The organism is Actinophytocola sp., assembly GCF_036378875.1.
Taxonomy (GTDB): Bacteria; Actinomycetota; Actinomycetes; order Mycobacteriales; family Pseudonocardiaceae; genus Actinophytocola.
This window is the reverse complement of sequence record NZ_DASUVO010000165.1, coordinates 24,017-45,656: the sequence shown is the minus strand read 5'-3', so window position 1 is coordinate 45,656 and position 21,640 is coordinate 24,017. Positions and strand designations below refer to the sequence as shown.

The window sequence follows — 21,640 nt, the reverse complement described above, 5'->3', positions numbered from 1 at the left end:
TCACGGAGCAACCCCCACAGTGGTCAGGCCGGTCGTCTCCGGCAGGCCGAGTGCGATGTTCATGGACTGGACGGCCGCGCCAGCGGTGCCCTTGGTGAGGTTGTCGAGGGCGGCGACCACGACGAGGCGGCCGGCGTCGGCGTCGACCGTGGCGCGGAGCTGGACGGCGTTGGAGCCGAGCGTGGCCGCGGTGGTGGGCCAGGCGTGCTCGAGGACGTGGACGAACGGCTCGTCGGCGTAGGCCTTGCGGTAGACCTCGTCGGCGTCCATGTCGTTCTTGATGGGCGCGGAGGCCGTGGTGAGGATGCCGCGGGACATGGGCGCGAGCACCGGGGTGAACGAGACCGCGACCTTGGCGCCGGCCACCCGCGAGAGGTTCTGCGTGATCTCGGGGGTGTGGCGGTGCTCCCCGCCGACCCCGTACGCGCTGGCCGAACCCATGACCTCGGAGCCGAGGAGGTGCGGCTTGAGCGACTTGCCGGCGCCTGAGGTGCCGCTCACCGAGACGATCACGACGTCGGGCTCGATCATGCCGGCCTGGAGGGCTGGGGCGAGCGCGAGGGAGGCGCCGGTCGGGTAGCAGCCGGGGACCGCGATCCGCTTGGCGTTCACGAGTTTCTCGCGGTTGCCGGGCAGCTCGGGCATGCCGTAGGGCCAGGTGCCCGCGTGTTCGCCGCCGTACCAGCGGGTCCAGTCGTTCTCGTCGGCCAGGCGGTGGTCGGCGCCGCAGTCGATGACGAGCGTGTCGTCGCCCAGCTGGGCCGCGATGTCCGCGGAGTGACCGTGCGGGAGGGCGAGGAAGACGACGTCGTGGCCGGCGAGGTGCTCCGCCGTGGTGTCGGTGAGGACGCGGTCAGCGAGCGGGAGAAGGTGGGGCTGATGGGCGCTCAGGGGCGTGCCCGCGTTGCCACCCGCGGTCAGCACGCCGATTTCGACGTCCGGGTGGCCGAGAAGCAGCCTGAGCAGCTCACCGCCGGCGTACCCACTGGCTCCGGCAACCGCGATACTGATCGTCACGTGGATAATTATGCATGACCCTGCAAACTCACTCAACCGAGTTATAGGTGATGCTGATGACGTGACTCATCAAGACGAGGTCGTGATCGAGCGCTGGACTCCCTCCGCTGACCCGGGGCTTGCCGCGTTGCTGACGGCCTACCACCTGCGGACGGAAGCCGAGAAGGGTGTGACTGTCGCGAGCGTGGACGACCTACCAGCTCGCTACCGGGCGGAAGTCCTGGACCCGCGGTCCGCGTTCGCCGACGATCTCGTGCTGGTGGCGGTGAGCGGGAACGCCGTGGTGGGCTGCCTGGTGGTGACGGGCACTGCCGGTTTGGAGTTCAAGAGGCTCTGGACCGACCCGGCGTTCCGGGGTCGAGGCGTGGCATCCGGCCTGGTCACCGCCGCGCTCGCCCATGGCGCGGAAACCGGCGCGGGCACCGTGCGGCTGTCGGTGTGGGCATGGCGGACGGGGGCCGTCGCTCTGTACGAACGCCTCGGCTTCGCCGTCACCGAGACCTGGGACGAGCGGGAGCACATGGTGTGCATGGAGCGTGCGGTGTGAGACGGGCGCCCCCGTGGCGGGGGCGCCCGTGATCATCAACGTGGGATCGAGACCGCCAGCTCGCCACGCGCGGTGGCGCCGGACGCGGTCGCCGAGCGCTGGTCAGCCGTCGCGCCAGCGGGGACCGGCTGCGGAACCGGGTCGCACTGGACGTCCGAACGGTTGCCCGACTTGCGTGCCGGCAACGCACCCGTCTTCAGGTAGTTGACGATGAGGCTGTCGGTGCACTCCACACCGGACAGGGATCCCGAGTGGGTGGTGCCGTTCACGCCTTCGATCAGGACCGAGTTCGGGAACAGCTTGCGGACCTCGAGCGCCCCCGAGTACGGCGTCGCCGAGTCGAACGTCTCGTTGATCAGCAACGCGCTCGCGACCCTGCGGCCGTTGACCTGCACCGGCCTCTCGGCACTCGCCGGCCAGTACACGCACGGCGCGTTGAACCACACGTTGCCCCACGTCTCGAACGGGGCCTGCGCGAAGGTGCGCCAGTTGTCGACGCGCCACTTGGTCCAGTTCTTCGGCCACTGCGTGTCGGTGCAGGACACCGCGAGGTACACGGCGTGGCCGTTGTCGTTGAAGGGCGGCGTGCCGTACAGCTGCTGCAGCGTCTCCCAGTCACCGTCGTGGACGAAGCCGGCGAACGCGTTCGCGACGTCCTCCCAGCCGTAGACGTAGTAGGCGGCCTGCAGGAAGACGTCGGTCCACTCGTCCGGGCCGATCACGCCGCCGGCGGGGGCACGCAGCAGTTCGGCCTGCTTCTGGTAGAACAGCGCCTCGACCTGCCGGCCGGTGGTGCCGAGGTGGTAGACGCTGTCGTACTTGGCGATCCAGTCGAAGTAGATCTTGATGTTGCGGTCGAACGCGATGTCCTGGTCGATGTTCGCGTCGTACCAGACCCGCTTCGGGTTCACGTTGCCGTCGAAGACGACGCGGCGGAAGCGCTCAGGGAAGAGCGTGCCGTACACCTGGCCGAGGTAGGTGCCGTAGGAGAAGCCGTAGTAGTTGATCTGCTTGACGCCGAGCGCCTTGCGGATGCTCTCCATGTCGTTCGCCGAGTCGACGGTCGTCATGTGCTCGAGGAGCTTGCCACCGTTCGCGCCGCACGCCTGCGCGTAGTTCTTCGAGCGCTGCAGCCAGGTCCGCTCGAGACCGGGCGTGATCGGCACGAAGAACGGGCGGTTGTAGCCGTCGTAGTCCGGGATGCACGACAGCGAAGGCTGGCTGGATCCGACACCCCTCGGGTCGAAACCGATCCAGTCGTAGCTGTCGCCGCCCCCGTCCGGCACGAAGTCACCGAAGATCGCGTAGATCAGACCGGAACCACCCGGGCCGCCGGGGTTGACCAGCATGGGGCCCTGGTACTCGGAGTCAGGGCTCTTGTGCGTCACCCGCGAGACGGCAAGCTTGATCTTCTCGCCGTTCGGGTGCGCGTAGTCGAGCGGCACCTCCAAGAACCCGCACTGCGCGCCGGCCTGCACGAGCCTCGGATTGTCGCATTCACCCCATTGGATAGCTTTTGGAGTGAATTCGGGCGATTTCTGTGGCGCCGCGGAGGCGGTCGTCGACACCGTCAACGCACTGAGCACAACTCCCACGACCGCCGCCACGGCCGCGAATCTGCGTGTTTTGATCACCGGACGAGCCTGCCGCCGAAATAGTGACCACGGAATACCCCGAAAGTCGTTTTATCGGATCGTGACAATACGGAGAGCTACCACTCGGTTGCTGTCTGAGCGTCTAGCTTGAACACCCGCTTTGCGTACGGGTCTAGCGAAGTAGGCCCAAGACCGCAGCCGGGGACACTCGATGAGATCTTGCAACTCGCAAAATTGTCGGTGGCCGCTGGTAGCGTGAAAACCGGGGGCCCCCTGCTGCACGAGTGGGACTTTCGTGCATACGAATGGGACATTCGCTCGGGCTCCTCAGACGAGGCGGCCATTCGCTCGCCAATGACGCGGGAATTGTCGGTCGGTCGGCGTAGCGTGCGGGGCATGAACGAATCCCAGACTCTGGTCAAGGCAGTACGCGCTGGTCTCGCCGCTGGCGGTGACGCGCGCAAGGCACCGGACATGCAGCGGTACATGAAGTCGGAGCTGCCGTTCCGTGGAGTGCCGTCGCCGGAGCGGGCAGCGCTCGGTAGACAGCTGTTCGCCGAGCACGTGCTGACCGATGAGGCGGACTGGCGGGCGAGCGTGCTGACCCTGTGGCGCGAGGCGGCCTACCGGGAAGAGCGGTACATGGCGATCGCGCTCACCGGCGACCGCCGATATGCGCAGTGGCAGACACCGGCACTGCTGCCGCTCTACGAGGAGATGATCATCACCGGTGCCTGGTGGGACTTCGTGGACGAAATAGCGAGCCGCCGGATCGGGCCTCTGTTACGCAGCTTCCCTGACGAGCTAACACCGGCCATGTACGACTGGGCTACCGACCCCGACCTGTGGAAACGCCGCACGTCGATCATCTGCCAACTCACTTTCAAGGAGGCTACCGACACGAAGCTGCTGTCGTCCGCGATCGAGGCGAACCTCGATGACCGGGACTTCTTCATCCGCAAGGGCATCGGGTGGGCGCTGCGCCAGTTCGCCCGCACCGAACCGGAGTGGGTGCGGGCGTTCGTGAACAGTCACCCGGGGCTCTCCCCGCTGTCCGTGCGAGAGGCGGTAAAGCATTTGTAGTGCTCTGACACGATGGCGAATGTGACCGACCTTCCGCCGACGCGTGCCTCGCTTGCCGCTGACCTCACCGCTCTTGGCCTTCGCTCCGGGGACACCGTGATCGTGCACTCGTCCCTGCGCGCGGTCGGGTGGGTGCCGGGTGGGCGGGTAGCGGTGACGCAGGCGCTGCTCGACGTACTCGGTCCGGCCGGCACGCTGGTGGTGCCGACGCAGACGATGGAGAACTCGGACCCGAAGCACTGGCAGCGTCCGCCGGTGCCGGAGTCCTGGTGGCCGGTGATCCGGGAGCACATGCCGGCCTTCGACCCGGCGGTGTGGCCGAGTCGGGGCATCGGGGCTTTGGCGGAGGCAGTGCGCACGTGGCCGGGGGCGGTGCGGAGCAACCACCCACAGGCGTCGTTCGCGGCGGTGGGCGCCCAGGCGTCTTCGCTGATGGCGAGGCACGAGCTGGAAAGCCATCTCGGCGAGGGCTCGCCGCTGGCGGCGCTGGAGCGGGCGGGCGCCCGGGTACTGCTGCTCGGTGTCGGCTACGACGTCTGCACGGCGTTCCACCTGGCGGAGTACCGCGTGCCGTCTCCGAAAACGGAGCACGGCTGCGCGCTGCTCACCGAACGCGGACGAGAGTGGGTCACGTACACGGACGTAGCCACGAACAGCGACGACTTCGACAAACTGGGCGCAGCCTACGAGCAGACAGCCACACTCCGGCGCGGAAGCGTCGGCGCGGCTGACACTCGCCTGTTCCCGGCAGCTGAGGCAATCGCATTCGCAGTGGAATGGCTACGCACGAACCGGCCGGAGGCGTAGGGCTGGCAGCTGACCGGGCGGACGGACGCAGACCGGGCGAGTGGACGCAGACCGGGCGAGTGGACGCAGACCGGGCGGGTGGACGGTTAAGCCCGCAGCAGGTGCCCGGTCCTTCGACCGGACCCCTCGCAGGAGCCTCGGTTGCTGACCATCATCGTCAACCTCAACGACCGGCTGCGCGAGCGACTGAACGCGGCTGGCTCGGTGAAGTCGACGGCCTCAAGGTCAGCCCCGACACTGCCAACAGAAACTCGCGCAGATGCGTGACCTCCGCGCCCAGACCAGGAAGGCTGACCTGTTGGCGCAGCGCGCAGGTTGGCACCAGTCGACGAGCGGGGCCTTGGTGGCCGGGCGGGACGGCGGCGTCTTCCAGGCATGTCGAGCCGGTTGGGTCGGCTTCGTCGAGGGTGCAGTGATTGAGCTTGCCGAAAGCGGGTGGAGATGCGGACCTTGCGCAGCAGGGGTCGGTTCAGAAGGGCGCGCAACCGCGCGAACCGGTGGGCGAAGACCGAGTGTCACAGAGCCCCAGCGAGACATCCTCTGGCGCTCTCAAAACACATCCGCCCAGAAACCTGCCCTTCCGATCCACTCCTCTCAGGTCAGCGTGTGCCGAACCCTCAGGAACGGAGTGCCGCGCCGAAACGGCTTGCCGCCGCGGCTATCGCGGCGTCGCGGGCTGCTGTGGCTTCTTCCACGGTCAGCGTGCGGTCTGGCGCGCGGAAGCGGAGTGAGTAGGCCAGCGAACGCTTGCCCTCGCCCACCTGCTCGCCCGTGAACACGTCGAACAGGTGCAGCTCCTCCAGCATGTCGCCGCCGCCGTTGCGGAGGGCGCCTGCTACGTCCGCCACCGGCACGCTGGCGTCGACCACCAGCGCCACGTCCAGCAGCACCGGCGGGTACGGCGACGGGGACGGTGCGGGCCTGCGGTCCACCAGGGGTAGAGCCTCGAGCTTCAGTTCCATCGCGCAGGTGCGCGCCGGGAGGTTCAGTGCGTCGACGACCTTCGGGTGCAGTTCGCCCGCGTAGCCGACGGACACGTCGCCCACCAGCAGGTGGGCGCACCGGCCGGGGTGCCACGGAGCGCGTTCGGCTGCCTTGACCGTCAGCTCGACACCCGACGCCTCAGCCACGATCTGCGCGGCTCGCACCGCGTCGGCCCAGGTCGCTGGTTCGCCGGGGCCCCACCAGCCGGGGCGTTGCCGGTTGCCTGCCAGGACGACCCCGGCGTGCACGGGCTGCTGCGGCAACGACGCGTACAGGGCAGCGATCTCACCCTCGGTCGGGCGGGCGGCCACGCCAACAGTGGGCACCGGCACCTGCTGCGGCTTCGGCAGCGTCACCTGTCCGATGTGGAACAGGGCGACGTCACGCATGCCGCGGGACACGTTGCGGGTCAGGGCGTCCAGGAGGCCCGGCAACACCGTGGTGGCCAACTCGCTGCGGTCCGCCTCCAACGGGTTGAGCACCGACACCGTGCGTCGCCGGCTGTCGTCCTTTGCCAGGCCGAACGCGTCCCACACCGACTTTGACACGAACGGGAACGGCAGCACCTCGACGTACCCGGCCTCGGCGAGGGCACGGCCCACCGCACGCCGGCGGCGCTGGCTCGCGGTCACGCCCTTGCCGGACGGGGCGGACGGCAGCACCGTCGGGATCGTGTCGTAGCCCTCGAGCCGCAGCACCTCCTCGACCAGGTCCGCCGGCTCGACGAGATCCGGGCGCCACGTCGGCGGCTGGGCGACCACGCGCGGCTTGCCGTCGTCGCCGGTGAACAGGTCAGTCGTACAGCCGATCTGCTGGAGGCGGTGCACGGTCGCGCCGCTCTTGTACCGCACGCCGGCGACCTGGTCCGGCAGGGCGATCGGCATGGTCACGGTCGGCAGCGCGATCACGCCACCGACGTCGGTGCGGCCCGGCTTGATGCTGCCTTCGGCGTGCTCACGCAACAGCCGCGCGGCCCGCTCCAGCGCCATCGGCGCGATCATGGGGTCGACGCGCCGCTCGAACCGTTTCGAGGCCTCCGACGGCAGCTTGTGCCGGCGCACCGTCCGCGCGATGGCCGTCGGCTCCCAGTTCGCCGCCTCCAGCAGGATGTCCGAGCTGTCCGCGCGGACCTCGGTGCTCGCGCCACCCATCACGCCGGCCAGCGAGATGGGACCCGTCTCGTCGGCGATGATGATGTCGTCCGGGTCCAGCGTGCGCTCGGCGTCGTCGAGGGTCTTGAGCTTCTCCCCCGCCCGCGCCCTGCGCACGACCATGCCGCCCTTGATCGACGGCGTGTCGAACGCGTGCATGGGCTGGCCCATCTCGAGCATCACGTAGTTGGTGACGTCGACGGCCAGCGAGATCGAGCGGATGCCGGCGAGCATGAGCCGCCTGCGCACCCAGAACGGGGTCGGCGCGGTCGGGTCGACGCCGGTGATGCGGCGCGCCACGAACCGCGGGCAGTCCTCCTCGTTCTCGACCGTGATCGGGAACGCGTCGCCCTCGGCCTCTGGCACGTCGATGGCCGCCGGGTCGCGGTAGGAGGTGTCGAGCGCGCACGCCAGCTCACGGGCCAGACCGCGAATCGAGAACGCGTAGCCGCGGTCGGGCGTGATGGCCAGCTCGATCACGCTGTCGTCGAGTTCGAGCAGGTCGATCGCGTCGTCACCGGCGCCGGCCTCGCCGCTCGGCAGCACGAGGATGCCGGAGTGCTCGTCGCCGAGCCCCAGCTCCCGCGCGGAGCAGATCATGCCGTCGCTGTAGCGCCCGTACGTCTTGCGCTTGGTGATCGCGAACCCGCCGGGCAGCACCGCACCGGGCAACGCGACCACCACGAGGTCGCCCTCGACGAAGTTCGTCGCGCCGCAGATGATGCCCCGCATGCGAGGCCCCATGGTCTCGTCGTGGTCGTCGGGCTCGGCCACCTCGACCACGCAGTGCCGGATCGGCTTCTTGAAGCCGGGGAGCTCCTCGATCTCGGCGACGCGACCGACCACGACCGGACCGGTGACCTGGCCGAGCGCGGTGACGTCCTCGACCTCGAGACCGACCCGCACGAACGCATCGGCGATCTGCTCCGCGGTGAACTTCTCGTCCGTCTCCAGGTGCTCGGTGAGCCAGCTGACGGGGACCCGCACGGTGTTCCTCTCCTACTGACGGGTGTGGGGCGCGTTCAGGCTTCGATACCGAACGGGGCCGTGAACCGGACGTCTCCCTCGACCATGTCACGCATGTCCGGGATGCCGTTGCGGAACTGCAGCGTCCGCTCGATGCCCATACCGAAGGCGAAGCCGGAATAGACGTCGGGGTCGATGCCGCAGGCACGCAACACGTTGGGGTTGACCATGCCGCAGCCACCCCACTCCACCCAGCCCGCGCCGCCCTTCTTCTCGGGGAACCACACGTCGGGCTCCGCGGACGGCTCGGTGAACGGGAAGTACGACGGGCGCAGCCGGATCCTCGACTTGTCGCCGAACATGGCCTTGGCGAACGCGTCCAGCGTGCCCTTCAGGTGGGCCATGGTGAGGCCCTTGTCCACGGCCAGGCCCTCGACCTGGTGGAAGACGGGCGTGTGGGTGGCGTCGAGCTCGTCGGTGCGGAACGTGCGGCCAGGGCACACCACGTACACCGGCAGGTCACGCTCGAGCAGCGAGCGGATCTGGACCGGCGAGGTGTGCGTGCGCAGGACCAGGCCGGAGTCCTCCGGCTCGAGGTAGAACGTGTCCTGCATCGTGCGGGCCGGGTGGTCCTTCTTGAAGTTCAGCGCGTCGAAGTTGAACCACTCGGTTTCGACCTCGGGGCCTTCGGCGATCTCCCAGCCCATGGCGACGAACACGTCCGCGATCCGGTCGGACAGCGTGGTCAGCGGGTGCCGGGCACCTCTCGGCACGCGGTCCCACGGCAGCGTGACGTCGACCGCCTCCTCGCGGAGCACCCGCTGGTCGCGGTCGGCCTCCAACTCGACGCGGCGCTCGTCGAACGCCTCCCGGACGAGTTTCTGCGCCTCGTTGACCCGCTTGCCGGCGTCGGCCTTGGCGTGCGGCGGCAGGGCGCCGATCTCGCGCCGGGCGATCATGAGCGGCGCCTTGTCCCCCAGGTGGGCGGGCTTGACCGCGGCCAGCGCGGCCAGGTCGGCGACCGCCTCGAACTCCTTGCGCGCCTGCTCCACGGCAGCCTGCAGTGTCTCGGGCGCGAGCGCCGCGACCTGCTTCGGGTCATAGGAGTCGTTGGCTGCGGACATGGTGGGTGCGAGCTCCCAGGGACGGTTAGCCGGATCTGGTGCCCGCGCGCGTACACCGCGAGCACAGTGATCCTAGGTGATCGGCCGACGCCACCCGCACCCAGTTTCCCCTAACGGTCCTTCTGGGGGAACGCGTGGCCGAGGTCGATGCCGGCGAACTGCTCCGGCACGGCCCTGGTCGCCGCGAAGTGGTACAGCGCGGTCTGGTAGATCCCGGACAACGCGCTGGTCACCACGACGACACCAAGGAACCACAGCACGGCGATGCCGAGGAGGACCAGCGCCGTCGCGCCGCCCGCGACGGCACCCAGCACGATGAGCAGGAGGCTCGGCAGCACCAGCAGGACGCTGACCGCCCCGATGCCCGCGTTGCCCAGCACGTTCTCACCCCAGGTGCCGCGGAACAGCTCGGCCGAGCGCTTGATGGCGGGCTTCGTGGTCGTGCCCTCGATCACCATGACCGGCAGCACCAGGTAGGTGACGAGGTTCCAGGCCATCCCCGCGAGCCCGCCCACGATCCGGCCGAGGAAGCCCAGCCGCTCCTTGACCATCCGGATGATCAACGAGACGGTCGCGGTCAGCAGCGCCCATGGCAGCAGACGGCCGGACATCGACCCCGCGGTGCGCAGCCCGCCCGCGACGCTCGGGTCACCGCCCTTCAGCGCGATGTCGGCCTGCGAGATGAGCCCGGCGTTGAAGAAGGTCGTGACACACGCGCTGACCACGTAGAACCCGGCGAGCAGCGCGTAGGTGCCCGGCGTGGCGTCGCCGTCCGGCTGGTAGGTGAACACGGCCGGGGTCAGGAAGATGATCACTACCACGAGTCCGGCGGAGCCGGACAGCACCGGGAAGACCGCCAGCTCCTTGCGGGACCGCAGCACCCGCCAGGACGCTTTGAACATCTGCCAGGAACGTCCGAGCCGCACCATGTCGAACCCCCAAGTTCCATGCGCGAACCGCTGGGACCAGAGTGGTCAGATATCCGCTCGGTTAAACCCTCAGTGATGTTGCCACGCCGTCGCGTACAGGCAGACGGTGGCCGCGGTGGCCAGGTTGAGGCTCTCCGCGCTGCCGTAGATCGGCACACGGAGTGACTCGTCCGCCTCGGCTTTCACCTCTTCGGGTAGTCCGTGGGCTTCACTGCCGAACAGCCAGGCGGTGGGCCCGGTGACGGCGCCCGGGGTGAGCTCGGCCTTGGCGTAGCCGTCGGCGGCGCACAGGCGCAGGCCGGCGGACCGGCACGCCGCGAGGGTCTCGGCAACGGGCGCGCGGGCGATCGGCACGTGGAACACGCTGCCCGTGGACGCGCGCACGCACTTGCCGTTGTGCGGGTCGACGGCGTCGCCGGCCAGGATCACCGCGTCGGCGCCGGCGGCGTCCGCGACCCGGATGACCGTGCCCGCGTTGCCGGGATCGGACACGCCGACGAGCACGGCGACGAGCCGGGGTGTGCCGGCGAGGACGTCGGACAGTGACCGGTCGACCAGGCCGCACACCGCCACGACCCCCTGTGGGGTGACGGTTTCGGCGAGGCCGGCCATCGCGCGGTCGGTGACCGTGGACACCGGCACCCCGCGCGTCGAGGCCGTCGACGCCAGTGAGGTGTCGCGGGCCAGGAAGTCGGTCGTGACGAACAGCTCGTGCACCTCGCCTGGCCACGCGAGGGCTTCCCGGACGGCTTGGGCGCCCTCGACGAGGAACCGGCCCGCGCGTTCCCGGCCGACCCGCCGGGACAGGGCCCGAGCAGCAACGACCCGGGGCGTCCGTTCGGTGAACGGAGCCGCCCCGGGTCGTGGTGGGGTGCTCAGGAAGCCTTGCCCTGCTGGTGCGCGTTCTCACGCGCGACCTCGACGAGCGCGGCGAAGGCGGCCTCGTCGTTCACGGCCAGCTCGGCGAGGATCTTGCGGTCCACCTCGATGCCGGCGTTCTTCAGGCCCTGGATGAACCGGTTGTAGGTCAAGCCGTTCTGGCGAGCCGCGGCGTTGATGCGGGTGATCCACAGCTGGCGGAAGTCACCCTTGCGGGCGCGGCGGTCCCGGTATGCGTAGTTGAGCGAGTGGAGCACCTGCTCCTTCGCCTTGCGGTACAGCCGCGAGCGCTGGCCGCGGTAGCCGCTGGCCAGCTCAAGGGTCGTGCGGCGCTTCTTGTGGGCGTTGACTGCCCGCTTCACGCGTGCCACGGTGCAAATCCTGTCGATCTCGTGGGCGGCTCTGGGAAACGGCGCGCCCGGTGGTCAGGGATGGGTCGGTCAGCGACCGAGCAGCTTCTTCACCCGGCGGACGTCCGCGGCGGCCACCTCGGTGGTGCCGGACAGAGCCCGGGTCTCCTTGCTGGACTTCTTCTCCAGCCTGTGCCGCAAGCCGGTCTGCTGACGACGCAGCTTTCCCTTGCCGGTGATCCGGATGCGCTTGGCGGTACCGGAATGGGTCTTGTTCTTCGGCATTTCTTCTTCCTCGCGCAGTGCTATGACCGGGCTGCCTCAAAGGAAAGAGGCGCTCGGTCTCGGTCAGCCTCTGGTCAGTTCGTGTCGGTGCCCGCACTCGCCTTCGGACGGGTCTTCTGGGACTTGTGCGGCGCCAACACCATGATCATGTTTCGGCCGTCCTGCTTTGGCGCGGCCTCGACGAAGCCGAGGTCGGCTACGTCCTCAGCCAGCCGCTGCAGCAGCCGGAAGCCAAGTTCGGGGCGGGACTGCTCACGACCCCGGAACATGATCGTCACTTTGACCTTGTTCCCGTGCTCGAGGAAGCGCATCACATGGCCGCGCTTGGTCTCGTAGTCGTGTGTGTCGATCTTCGGACGGAGCTTCTGCTCCTTGATCACGGTGAGCTGCTGGTTTCGACGCGACTCGCGAGCCTTCTGCGCACTCTCGTACTTGTACTTGCCGAAGTCCATGAGCTTGCAGACGGGCGGGCGAGCCTGCGGGGCAACCTCCACGAGGTCCAGGTCCGCTTCCTGAGCCAGTCGCAGTGCGTCCTCGATGCGCACGATGCCGACCTGCTCGCCGTTCGGTCCGACCAAGCGGACCTCCGGGACTCGGATGCGGTCGTTGATACGTGTCTCGGAGCTGATGGGGCCTCCTCAGGCCGGTTGTTTCTTATGCCTCCGCGACGTCGCGGGACCCCATCAAGCACGAAGCCCCGGTCGTCATGTGACGAACGGGGCCCGCTTCCGGCCGCCCGTCGCACCCGACGAGCGATACCGCACAAGGCGTCACACAGGACGCTTTGTGCGGCGACCGGAACCCGGCCACTGAATGACTCGGGTGGGAGCGGGGCTCCACTTCAGCCACCTCGCGAACGAGGCGGGTCGCGACGAACAGAATAACACCCGAAGGCCAAGGGCCTATTCCCAGGTCACGTCTTGGCCCACTGGTAGCGCAACTCCGGCCTGCCCACCTGACCATATATCGGCTGCCGCACAGCCAGCCCGTGGTCTGCCAGGTATTCGAGGTAGCGGCGAGCGGTGACCCGGGACATGCCCAGGGCGTCGGCGGTCGCGCTGGCCGACAACCCCGCGTCGGCTCCGCGCAGGGCCGCGGCCACCGCGTCGAGCGTCGGCGCGCTCATCCCCTTCGGCAGCTGGACACCCTCGCTGCCGCGCAGCGTCGCGAACAGGTGGTCGACGTCGGTCTGGTCCACCTGCTCGACACGGTCGACGCCGCGGCGGAACCGCGCGTACCGCTCCAGCTTGTCCCGCAGCGTGGCGAAGGTGAACGGCTTCAGCAGGTACTGCACGACGCCGCTGGACACCGCCGCCCGGACGAGCGTGAGGTCACGTGCCGAGGTCACCATGATCACGTCGACGAGCAGTCCTTCGGCACGGAGCGCCCGGCACAGGTCGAGCCCGCTGCCGTCGGGCAGGTACTGGTCGAGCAGCAGCAGGTCGACGTCGAGGCGGCCGAGCGCGCGGCGCGCCTCACCGGCGGTGTGCGCGACGCCCGCGACGGCGAACCCCTCGACACGTTCGACATACAGCCGGTGTGCGTCAGCCGCGACGAGGTCGTCCTCGACCACCAAGACATTGATCATGACGGCGCCGCCCCCGCTCCGTGGCGCCGGAACGCTCCGCGGGCTCCGCTACACCGGCGCCCTCCGCGGGCTCGGAGCCGTCCTGGATTTCGATGACTCGCTCCGCAAGCTCCGCTCATGATTGCACCAGCGCCGTCGGCAGGCGCACGGTGAAGATCGCGCCCCGTTCTCCCCGACCCACCTCGATGGCGCCGCTGCCGCGTCGCACGGCCTGGCGGACGAGCGCGAGACCGAGGCCGCGGCCGTCTGCCTTGGTCGACCAGCCGCGGTCGAACGCCACCTCGCCGGCCGCCAGTCCCGCGCCGGTGTCCTCGACACGCAGGACCAGCTCCCCGGCTTCCTCGCGGGCGGTCACGAACACCTTGGGCGCGTTGCCGCCCTCCAGTGCCGCGTCGAGCGCGTTGTCGATGAGGTTGCCGAGGATCGTGACCACGTCCCTCGGCGCGAGCGTGCCGCCGAGGACCGCGTCGTCGATCTCGGTCTCGGGGGTGATCACCAGTTCGACGCCGCGTTCGTTGGCCTCGGCGGCCTTGCCGAGCAGCAGCGCGGCGAGTACCGGTTCGGACACCGCGTCCACGACCCGGTCGGTCAGCTGCTGTGCGAGCGCCAACTCGGCGGTCGCGAACTCCACGGCCTCGTCGTATCGACCCAGCTCGACCAGTGACACGACCGTGTGCAGGCGGTTGGCCGCCTCGTGGGCCTGGGAGCGCAGTGACTCGGCGAAGCCGCGGACCGAGATCAGCTCACCGGTCAGCGCCTGGAGATCGGTGTGGTCGCGGAGGGTCACGACCGTGCCGTGCACGCGGTTACCGGAGCGGACCGGGGCGCAGTTGACGACCAGCACCCGCCGCTCGGTCAGGTGGATCTCGTCGCGGGTGGTGCGGTTCGGCGCCATGCTCGCCACCATCTCGGCAGACAGGCCCAGGTCGGTCAGTGCCTTGCCCTCGATGTCACCGTCCAGGTCGAGCAGCTCGCGGGCGCCGTCGTTGCACAGGGTGACGCGGCCGCCCTGGTCGACCAGCACCAGCCCCTCGCGCACGGTGTGCAGGATCGCTTCGTGGTACTCCAGCCGCCGGTTGAGCTCGGCGGGACCGAGACCGTGGGTCTGGCGGGCGAGCCGCCTGCTCACCAGGTAGGTGCCGGACATGCCGACCAGCAGGGCGGCGAGCGCGACGAACACAAGCGGCACGACGCGGTCACGCACCTCGCCGGCGATCGCGTCGACGGTGATGCCGACGCTGACCAGCCCGACGATCTCGCGGCCGTCCCGGATCGGCACCACCGCGCGGACCGACGGGCCGAGCGTCCCGGTGTAGGTCTCGGTGAACACGCGGCCGGCCAGTGCTTCGTCGATGTGGCCGAGGAACCGCTCGCCGATGCGGTCGGGATCCGGGTGGGTGTACCGGAAGCCCTGCGGGTCCATGATCGTGATGAAGTCGACGCCCGTGTCGTGCCGGACCCGCTCGGCGAACGGCTGCAGGATGACGCTCGGCTCCGGTGCCTCCACGGCGTCGATCACCGCGGGGGAGTCCGCGATGGTCAGCGCGACCGACACGACCTCGTCACGGGAGGCCTGCTCGGTCCGGCGGGCGACGTCGAGGTAGGCGAGCACGGCCCCCGCGACCACGACGAAACCGACGATGATCACCTGCAGCACGAGAAGCTGCCGCGCGAGGCTCCAACCCCGGCGTTCACGTGTCATGCCCAGTAGTGTGGCTTGCTTCACAGCACCCTTCGGGTTCGACCCTTGTGTCAAATCGCGGGCCCGCTCATGTACGTAATGAACAGAAACGTGACCCAGGTCATAAAACGTTCTGACAATGGCCCGCATGTCCAGCGCTGAACAGCCGGTCCGGGCCCGTCGCCGTGACCGGACACACCTCCTCTACCTCGCCGTGGTGGCCGCTGTCGCGGTCGGGATCCTGATCGGCCTCGTCTGGCCGGAGTTCGGGAAAGAACTGAAGCCGCTCGGCCAGGGCTTCGTCAACCTGATCAAGATGATGATCAGCCCCATCATCTTCTGCACGATCGTGCTCGGCATCGGTTCGGTGACCAAGGCCGCGAAGGTCGGCAAGGTCGGCACGCTCGCGATCACCTACTTCCTCGTCATGTCGACGGTGGCGCTGATCATCGGCCTCATCGTCGGCAACATCCTGCACCCCGGCGACGGGCTGCAGCTCACCAAGGACGTCGCCGAGGCCGGGCAGGAGCAGGTGAAGGAGGCCGAGGGCACGGTCGACTTCCTACTCGGCATCATCCCGACCACACTGGTGTCCGCGTTCACCGAGGGCTCGGTGCTGCAGACGCTGATGGTCGCGTTGCTGGCCGGGTTCGCGCTGCAGGCCATCGGCGAGAAGGGCGCGCCGATCCTGCGCGGTGTCGAGCACATCCAGCGCCTGGTCTTCCGCATCCTGGCGATGATCATGTGGGCGGCGCCCATCGGCGCGTTCGGCGCGATCGCGGCGGTGGTCGGCGAGACCGGCGTGGACGCGTTGAAGAGCCTCGCCATCATCATGGTCGGCTTCTACCTGACCTGCCTGGTGTTCGTGTTCGGCATTCTGTCCACGCTGCTGTGGGTCGTGGCGCGGATGAACATCCTGACGCTGTTCCGCTACCTGTCGCGGGAGTTCCTGCTGATCCTGTCGACCTCGTCGTCCGAGGTCGCGTTCCCTCGGCTCATCGCGAAGATGGAGCACCTTGGCGTGAGCAAGCCGGTCGCCGGCATCACTGTGCCGACGGGCTACTCGTTCAACCTCGACGGCACGGCGATCTACCTGACGATGGCGACGCTGTTCATCGCGGAGGCCACGAACGCGCCACTGTCCATGGGCGAGCAGATCTCGCTGCTGCTGTTCATGATCATCGCGTCGAAGGGCGCGGCCGGTGTCACGGGAGCGGGCCTGGCCACACTGGCAGGCGGCCTGCAGTCGCACCGACCCGAACTCGTCGACGGCGTCGGGTTGATCGTCGGTATCGACCGGTTCATGTCGGAGGCGCGGGCATTGACCAACTTCGCCGGCAACTCCGTCGCGACCGTGCTCGTCGGCACGTGGACCAAGGAGTTCGACCGCGAACAGGCGAACCGTGTGCTGTCGGGCGAGGAGCCGTTCGACGAGGCCACGCTGTTGGACGAGCACGCTCCGCCGGACTCCACCAAGACCGAGGCGCACTAGTTGTCCACAGGCCGCCTACCGTGACCAGCCGAAATGTCGGCCCCGTGCCGTAGGCTGACAACCGGGGCCGGAGGCCGAGCCCGCTGCCGATTCGCGTCGGCGGCGGGCTTTCTCATTTCCTGGTCGTGCGGCGCCAGCCCACGCCCTCGCGCCACGACTCGATCACCAGATGGTCCGCCGGCTTGCCCACGTAGGTCAGCGCCACCTCGGTGACGTCGATACGGAAGTAGTTCCCGTCCGGCTGCGCGCCCTCGGTGGGTGCCGCGATCTCGACCACACGCCCGGCGAGCTTGGCGTCACCGAGCCACTCGCCTTCCTTGGGCGGGTCGAGCGTCGGGCTGTGGACGGCGATCCGCGGGTCGCGGCGCACGTCACGCAGCTTCAGCGAGTCGGCCATCATGCCGAGGGTCACCTCGCCGTCCTTGATCTCCAGTTCCGAACCGCTGATCCGCGGTGAGCCGTCCGCGCGCAATGTCGCGATCGTCTTGTGGATGCCTGCCGCGAACCGATCGCGGACGCGCTCGGCGAACTCCGGTGCGTCCTTCTCGATCTCCTGCCACGTCGCCATGTCCGGCATGCTACTCCGTTTCCGAACCATGGTTCAATAACAGGGTGGCGCGCCCTCGGAAGGTCTCGGACGACGAGTTGCTGGCCGCGACCGCCCGTGCCATCGCGCGGCACGGTCCGGGGTTCACGCTGGCTCAGGTGGGCGCCGAGGCGGGGATCGCGGTGGGCACGGTGGCCGGGCGGTTCGGCTCGAAGCAGAGCCTGCTGCTGGCGATGATGACCGCGGGCAGCGCGAGCGTCTCGCCGCTCATGCGGGCGGCCGCCCGCGACCTCGACCCGGTCGCCGCGATCACGGCGGCCGCCCTCGTGGTCACCGAAGGCCTCGACGACCCGGCGACGGTCCACAACCACCTGGGCCAGCTCGGCGTCGACCTGGCGGACCCGGTGCTGCGCTCGGGGTTCGCGACGCTGCGGGCGGGCGTGCACGAGGTGCTGACGGACCTGTTCGCGGCCGCCGACCTACCCGGCGCTCCCCCGCCGGCACAGGCGGCCCGGATCATCGCGGCCCTGACACACGGCGCCCTCATGGACTGGGCGCTGAACCCGACGAACCCTCTGGCGGACACCCTGAAATCAGACGTCGACGCGGTGTTGACCGCGTGGCAGTGACGACGACCGCGGCCTCCGGCCCCCGTTTCCCAGCCTACGGCCGGGCACCGACATTTTCGGCCGGCGTGGGCGACGCCTGTGGACAGTCGCGTGTCCAACAATCTGGACCGGTGAGTTCGACAAACCCGATTTGTTGAACTCGCCGGTCTCCTGTGTTGGACACGCGGGGGTCAGAGGTCCAGGAGGTCGTCGCCTCGGCGTTTTTTCGCTGTGCCCGGGGAGACGCCCAGTACGCGTTTGAAGGCGCGGGCGAAGGCCGCTTCCGAGCGGTAGCCCAGCTTGCGGGCCAGTTCCGCCGTGGTCGACTGGCCGTCCTCGAAGGAGCGGAGTGCCACCTGCATCCGCCAGCGCGTCACGTACCGCATCACCGGCTCCCCCACCACCTTCGTGAAGCGCGCCGAGAACGCCGACCGGGACATCGCCAGCTCGTTCGCCAGCTCGGCGACCGTCCACGCGTGGTCCGGCTGGCGGTGGATCAACGCCAGCGCACGGCCCAGCTGCGGGTCGTGCAGCGCGCCAAGCCACCCCGTGCGTGCCGCCGGGTCAGCCTCAAGCCAGGTGCGGATCGCCTGGATGACGATGATGTCCGACAGCCTCGTGATCACTTCCTCGCCGCCGGGTCGCAGCTCCTTCGCCTCGGCGGCCATCAGCCGCAGCAGGCTCGGCATCCAGCTGTCCGGTGAGCCGCCGGTGGCCTCGATGTGCAGGGTTTCCGGCAGCACCTCGATCAGGTGGCGAGCGCTCGGCTGGTCGAACCGGATCGCGCCGCACACCATCTGCGTCGGCGCGCCGCCACCGCCGTGCCGCAGCAGCTCGTACCGGTCGCTGACCAGCTCACGCGGCAGGTCCACCACGCTCGGCGCCGGCACACCCGGCTCGCTGAGCAACGCGTGCCCCTGACCGTGCGGCACGAGCACCAGCTCCCCCGCCCCCATGACCCTCGGCGGCCCGTCGCCCGTGCCGAGCCAGCAGTTGCCCGCCGTCACGACGTGGAACCACAGGTGCCCGGGCATCGCCGGCATCGACATGCCCCACGGCGCGGTCATCTCGACCCGGCAGTAGAACGCGCCGTTCATCCGGAGCAGATGCAGCGCCTCGCCGACCGGATCGGCCGGCGCCCACGGGTCCAAACCCTTCATGTGTCGAATATGACCGGTCCGAACCGGGCATCCAAGCAACCTGGACGATCGAGCATGAACCGGCGTCGTTCGGTCACAGATTCCCCAGACGATGATCGACCCACTGGACGCACTGCACCGAAATCCCGGGAACGGCAGCGCGAATGTGAGATCTGGTCAGCCGGCCAGATACGCACGGAAGCCGCGTTGACCGCGTCGCATCATGAGGTCGTGGTTGGCACGGAACAGAGGACGGGCGACCGGTGCCAGCGCGCGGAGCAGCGGTTTGGTGACGACGACCCGCTGTGAGATCGCGAGGAGCGCGCCGGCGGTCCGGTGCTCGGCGATCATGCCCTGCACGTAGCCCTCGAGGTCGCCGGTCATGTCGACGCGGACCTGCCCGATGTTCACGTCCTCCACTGCCCGGTGGAGGCGGAACGTCAGCACGTACGGCAGCAGGGACCGGCAGGAGACCTCGGCGGTCTCGTCGTCGACCTGCCTGACCGCACGGATATCGGGCCACCACGACGGATAGTTGGCCACGTCGACGAGCGTGTCGAACACGCGGGCGGGGGTGGCGCGGACTGACCATAGGTTCCGGAACCAGTAGTCGTTGAGCGACACATTGCCAAGTATGCCGACGCTAGGGTGCACCCATGGTGAAGTGGACCGCGGCCGCCATGCCCGACCAGAGCGCCAGAACAGTGATCCTGACCGGCGCGAACAGCGGGATCGGACTGACCGCGGCACAGGCGTTCGCAGCGGCGGGCGCACGCGTGATCCTCGCGTGCCGCAACGTCGACAAGGGCAAGGCAGCGGCGGCGACCATGGCCGACTCGGTCGAGGTGCGCGCGCTGGACCTGGCAAGGCTGGCGTCGGTAACCGAGTTCGCGGACTCCATCGACGAGCCGGTCGACGTGCTGGTCAACAATGCCGGCGTCATGGCCGTGCCCTACCGCCGCACCGCGGACGGTTTCGAGATGCAGATCGGCACCAACCACCTTGGCCACTTCGCGCTGACCGGGCTCCTGCTCGACCGCATCCGTGAGCGCGTGGTGACGGTGTCCAGCTCGTTCCACTGGTTCGGCAGCCTTGACCTGGACGACCTGAACTGGGAGCGCCGCCGTTACCGCCGGTGGGCGGCCTACGAGCAGTCCAAGCTCGCGAACCTGCTGTTCACCTACGAACTGGCCAGAAAACTGGACGCGGCCGGCTCACCGATCCGCTCGTACGCCGCGCACCCGGGCTACGCGTCGACGAATCTGATGTCGCACACGGAGACGCTGCAGGACACCGTGATGGCTCTTGGCAACCGCCTGTTCGCCCAGAGCGCGAGGATGGGCGCGCTGCCAACCCTGCACGCCTCGACGGTCGACGTGCCGAACGGCGGCTTCGTCGGACCACGCTTCGTCACACACGGCCATCCGAAGATCGCCCGGTCCAGCCCTGCCTCGTACGACCGTGAGAAGGCAGCGGCTTTGTGGACCCTGTCGGAGAAACTGACCGAGATCACCTACCCGCTGTAGGGCCGCGCGAACCTCCGTCCACACGAGACTTGCTACGTCATGTCGGTGCTGTCGCCGGGCTGCGCGTCGTCGGCTCGGGCCCATGTGGGGAGCGGCTCGCAGGCGGACTGCCAGGATGCCGGGAGCCCGGCCCGACCGACGTGTGAGGCGACGATGCCGCCGACGATGGCGCAGGTGGTGTCGCCGCCGGTGCTGGCCGTGGTCCAGATGGCTGGTTCGTAGTCGGTGAGATTGCGGGCGGCGGCCCAGAGGGCGTAGGGGACGGTGTCCCAGGCGCTGGTGTGACGGCCATTGCCGAGTTGGTGCACGGCGATCTTGGCCGAGGGCACATGGGCGAGACCACGGGTAGCCCACACGCCGTGGCGCACCCGGCCAGGTGGGGTCGCGTGCAGCACGGCGTCGAGAAAGTCACGGGGCGGGGGCGGATCAGGTCTGGCGGCAAGAGCGGCGGCGACGGCCACGGCGACAGCACCGGCGACGGCCTCGGGATGAGCGTGCGTGACCTCGGCAGACAACGCGGCCTGCCGGGCGGCCTCGTGAAGGTCGTCGGCAAACCACGCGCCGACGGGAGCGACCCGCATGGCAGCGCCGTGGCCCCAGGAGCCCTGGCCGTCGAACAGGTCGCGGGACAGCTCACGCCACGCGCCTCCCTGGCGAACCTGCCGCAGCATCCGGTTCATGGCCGGCCCATATCCACGATCGAGGTCGTGGTGGGCAGCGAAGCTACTGGCCAACGCATCCTGGTCGACGTGACCATGCTGCCCCAGGACGACGAAGACCGAACAGGCCATCTCGGCGTCGTCAGTCCACTGCCATGGCGCGGGCGGGAGGCGACGCTGTTCGAGAGCGGTGCGGTTGGCGGGCACGAAGAACTGGGAACCCAGCGCATCCCCGAGCGCGAGGCCGAAGAGCGCGTCCAGCGCAAGATCGCGACGATCGATGGTCATTACGACCACGATCATCGCAGGCGCGCCAACGAAGCGGAACGGCCACAGGCAGGCCCGACCGAGCGAGCACAGCGGCCTTCGACCGCCACGAACCACCGGCACAAGTTGCCTGACCGAAGCCACACATCGCCGCTCAACGGCCGAAACTTACGAGCGCCCTGTGAGACGCCCAGGGCGGCGCCGAACAGGTCGGCCCGCATGCTGGGGACCGCTCAACGAGCAGGGACGGCGGACGTTCAGGACCCCGAGTTGACAACAGACAGGTGCCGGGTCGGCCGTCCGCCGCTGGAGCCGCCGGCACCCGAACCACCCGGGCTGCCACCCGGATTCGGCGCGCACGAGCAGGCCGCCCTCGACGATCCCGCCGAGTAGCTCCTCGACGAGGAAGGGGTTGC

At 69.0% G+C, this 21,640-nt stretch carries 22 protein-coding genes; 7 read left to right on the top strand and 15 right to left on the bottom strand.

Going from position 1 to position 21,640, the window contains the following annotated elements; all coding sequences use genetic code 11:
* Positions 1-1,017 carry an N-acetyl-gamma-glutamyl-phosphate reductase gene (argC, locus tag VF106_RS45785; protein WP_330846355.1) on the bottom strand — a complete coding sequence of 339 codons (1,017 nt, stop codon included), beginning with the start codon at positions 1,015-1,017 and terminating at the stop codon, positions 1-3.
* Positions 1,018-1,078: 61 nt separating this feature from the next.
* Between argC and VF106_RS45780 the strand changes: the two genes are divergently transcribed.
* On the top strand, positions 1,079-1,564 hold the full coding sequence (locus VF106_RS45780; RefSeq protein ID WP_330846354.1) for a GNAT family N-acetyltransferase: 486 nt from the start codon (positions 1,079-1,081) through the stop codon (positions 1,562-1,564).
* 35 nt (positions 1,565-1,599) lie between these two features.
* Here VF106_RS45780 and VF106_RS45775 read toward each other — a convergent pair whose 3' ends face one another.
* A complete protein-coding gene (locus tag VF106_RS45775; protein ID WP_414639223.1) occupies positions 1,600-3,198 on the bottom strand; it encodes an alpha/beta hydrolase in 1,599 nt (532 codons plus the stop codon).
* A 357-nt stretch (positions 3,199-3,555) separates the two neighbouring features.
* Between VF106_RS45775 and VF106_RS45770 the strand changes: the two genes are divergently transcribed.
* On the top strand, positions 3,556-4,242 hold the full coding sequence (locus VF106_RS45770; RefSeq protein WP_330846353.1) for a DNA alkylation repair protein: 687 nt from the start codon (positions 3,556-3,558) through the stop codon (positions 4,240-4,242).
* 21 nt (positions 4,243-4,263) lie between these two features.
* A complete protein-coding gene (locus VF106_RS45765; protein WP_330846352.1) occupies positions 4,264-5,049 on the top strand; it encodes an AAC(3) family N-acetyltransferase in 786 nt (261 codons plus the stop codon).
* A gap of 617 nt (positions 5,050-5,666) precedes the next feature.
* Here VF106_RS45765 and pheT read toward each other — a convergent pair.
* The 9 genes from pheT to VF106_RS45720 all read right to left on the bottom strand — a co-directional run bounded on the left by pheT (position 5,667) and on the right by VF106_RS45720 (position 15,007).
* Complete coding sequence (pheT, locus tag VF106_RS45760; RefSeq protein WP_330846351.1) at positions 5,667-8,171, bottom strand: phenylalanine--tRNA ligase subunit beta; 2,505 nt, start codon at positions 8,169-8,171, stop codon at positions 5,667-5,669.
* Positions 8,172-8,206: 35 nt separating this feature from the next.
* On the bottom strand, positions 8,207-9,274 hold the full coding sequence (gene pheS / locus VF106_RS45755; RefSeq protein ID WP_330846350.1) for a phenylalanine--tRNA ligase subunit alpha: 1,068 nt from the start codon (positions 9,272-9,274) through the stop codon (positions 8,207-8,209).
* A 110-nt stretch (positions 9,275-9,384) separates the two neighbouring features.
* Positions 9,385-10,176 (bottom strand): DUF6159 family protein, encoded by a 792-nt coding sequence (locus VF106_RS45750; protein WP_330846349.1) that lies wholly within the window; start codon positions 10,174-10,176, stop codon positions 9,385-9,387.
* Between the two features lie 96 nt (positions 10,177-10,272).
* A complete protein-coding gene (locus tag VF106_RS45745) occupies positions 10,273-11,082 on the bottom strand; it encodes a TrmH family RNA methyltransferase (RefSeq protein ID WP_330846370.1) in 810 nt (269 codons plus the stop codon).
* The gene (gene rplT / locus VF106_RS45740; RefSeq protein ID WP_330846348.1) at positions 11,079-11,453 is read right to left on the bottom strand and encodes a 50S ribosomal protein L20; all 375 of its coding nucleotides are present in this window, start codon (positions 11,451-11,453) and stop codon (positions 11,079-11,081) included. The genes VF106_RS45745 and rplT overlap by 4 nt, the downstream gene beginning before the upstream one ends.
* A 69-nt stretch (positions 11,454-11,522) precedes the next feature.
* Positions 11,523-11,717 (bottom strand): 50S ribosomal protein L35, encoded by a 195-nt coding sequence (rpmI, locus tag VF106_RS45735; protein WP_330846347.1) that lies wholly within the window; start codon positions 11,715-11,717, stop codon positions 11,523-11,525.
* A gap of 74 nt (positions 11,718-11,791) precedes the next feature.
* The gene (gene infC / locus VF106_RS45730) at positions 11,792-12,295 is read right to left on the bottom strand and encodes a translation initiation factor IF-3 (protein ID WP_414639222.1); all 504 of its coding nucleotides are present in this window, start codon (positions 12,293-12,295) and stop codon (positions 11,792-11,794) included.
* A gap of 335 nt (positions 12,296-12,630) precedes the next feature.
* Positions 12,631-13,305 carry a response regulator gene (locus VF106_RS45725; protein ID WP_330846346.1) on the bottom strand — a complete coding sequence of 225 codons (675 nt, stop codon included), beginning with the start codon at positions 13,303-13,305 and terminating at the stop codon, positions 12,631-12,633.
* Between the two features lie 115 nt (positions 13,306-13,420).
* A complete protein-coding gene (locus tag VF106_RS45720; protein WP_330846345.1) occupies positions 13,421-15,007 on the bottom strand; it encodes an ATP-binding protein in 1,587 nt (528 codons plus the stop codon).
* A gap of 127 nt (positions 15,008-15,134) precedes the next feature.
* On the opposite strand from VF106_RS45720, the gene VF106_RS45715 reads away from it, so the two are divergent.
* Positions 15,135-16,478 carry a cation:dicarboxylate symporter family transporter gene (locus VF106_RS45715; RefSeq protein WP_330846344.1) on the top strand — a complete coding sequence of 448 codons (1,344 nt, stop codon included), beginning with the start codon at positions 15,135-15,137 and terminating at the stop codon, positions 16,476-16,478.
* A 112-nt stretch (positions 16,479-16,590) separates the two neighbouring features.
* Here VF106_RS45715 and VF106_RS45710 read toward each other — a convergent pair whose 3' ends face one another.
* On the bottom strand, positions 16,591-17,046 hold the full coding sequence (locus tag VF106_RS45710) for a pyridoxamine 5'-phosphate oxidase family protein (RefSeq protein ID WP_330846343.1): 456 nt from the start codon (positions 17,044-17,046) through the stop codon (positions 16,591-16,593).
* 44 nt (positions 17,047-17,090) lie between these two features.
* On the opposite strand from VF106_RS45710, the gene VF106_RS45705 reads away from it, so the two are divergent.
* Positions 17,091-17,654, top strand: a complete 564-nt coding sequence (locus tag VF106_RS45705) for a TetR/AcrR family transcriptional regulator (RefSeq protein WP_330846342.1) — start codon at positions 17,091-17,093, stop codon at positions 17,652-17,654.
* 170 nt (positions 17,655-17,824) lie between these two features.
* Here VF106_RS45705 and VF106_RS45700 read toward each other — a convergent pair whose 3' ends face one another.
* On the bottom strand, positions 17,825-18,793 hold the full coding sequence (locus tag VF106_RS45700; protein ID WP_330846341.1) for an AraC family transcriptional regulator: 969 nt from the start codon (positions 18,791-18,793) through the stop codon (positions 17,825-17,827).
* Between the two features lie 156 nt (positions 18,794-18,949).
* Positions 18,950-19,396, bottom strand: a complete 447-nt coding sequence (locus VF106_RS45695; protein ID WP_330846340.1) for an SRPBCC family protein — start codon at positions 19,394-19,396, stop codon at positions 18,950-18,952.
* 32 nt (positions 19,397-19,428) lie between these two features.
* Between VF106_RS45695 and VF106_RS45690 the strand changes: the two genes are divergently transcribed.
* Positions 19,429-20,298 carry an oxidoreductase gene (locus tag VF106_RS45690; protein ID WP_330846339.1) on the top strand — a complete coding sequence of 290 codons (870 nt, stop codon included), beginning with the start codon at positions 19,429-19,431 and terminating at the stop codon, positions 20,296-20,298.
* Positions 20,299-20,330: 32 nt separating this feature from the next.
* On the opposite strand, the gene VF106_RS45685 is transcribed toward VF106_RS45690, so the two are convergent.
* Positions 20,331-21,245 (bottom strand): ADP-ribosylglycohydrolase family protein, encoded by a 915-nt coding sequence (locus tag VF106_RS45685; protein ID WP_330846338.1) that lies wholly within the window; start codon positions 21,243-21,245, stop codon positions 20,331-20,333.
* A gap of 249 nt (positions 21,246-21,494) precedes the next feature.
* Between VF106_RS45685 and VF106_RS45680 the strand changes: the two genes are divergently transcribed.
* Positions 21,495-21,617, top strand: a complete 123-nt coding sequence (locus VF106_RS45680) for a hypothetical protein (RefSeq protein ID WP_330846337.1) — start codon at positions 21,495-21,497, stop codon at positions 21,615-21,617.
* The last annotated feature ends 23 nt before the right edge of the window (positions 21,618-21,640 follow it).

Coding starts and splice junctions, on each gene's coding strand:
- VF106_RS45770 (WP_330846353.1), top strand. CDS start 3,556: ATGAACGAATCCCAGACTCTGGTCAAGGCAGTACGCGCTGGTCTCGCC.
- pheS (WP_330846350.1), bottom strand. CDS start 9,274: ATGTCCGCAGCCAACGACTCCTATGACCCGAAGCAGGTCGCGGCGCTC.
- VF106_RS45750 (WP_330846349.1), bottom strand. CDS start 10,176: ATGTTCAAAGCGTCCTGGCGGGTGCTGCGGTCCCGCAAGGAGCTGGCG.
- rpmI (WP_330846347.1), bottom strand. CDS start 11,717: ATGCCGAAGAACAAGACCCATTCCGGTACCGCCAAGCGCATCCGGATC.
- VF106_RS45725 (WP_330846346.1), bottom strand. CDS start 13,305: ATGATCAATGTCTTGGTGGTCGAGGACGACCTCGTCGCGGCTGACGCA.
- VF106_RS45720 (WP_330846345.1), bottom strand. CDS start 15,007: ATGACACGTGAACGCCGGGGTTGGAGCCTCGCGCGGCAGCTTCTCGTG.
- VF106_RS45715 (WP_330846344.1), top strand. CDS start 15,135: ATGTCCAGCGCTGAACAGCCGGTCCGGGCCCGTCGCCGTGACCGGACA.
- VF106_RS45710 (WP_330846343.1), bottom strand. CDS start 17,046: ATGGCGACGTGGCAGGAGATCGAGAAGGACGCACCGGAGTTCGCCGAG.
- VF106_RS45700 (WP_330846341.1), bottom strand. CDS start 18,793: ATGAAGGGTTTGGACCCGTGGGCGCCGGCCGATCCGGTCGGCGAGGCG.
- VF106_RS45690 (WP_330846339.1), top strand. CDS start 19,429: ATGGTGAAGTGGACCGCGGCCGCCATGCCCGACCAGAGCGCCAGAACA.
- VF106_RS45685 (WP_330846338.1), bottom strand. CDS start 21,245: ATGACCATCGATCGTCGCGATCTTGCGCTGGACGCGCTCTTCGGCCTC.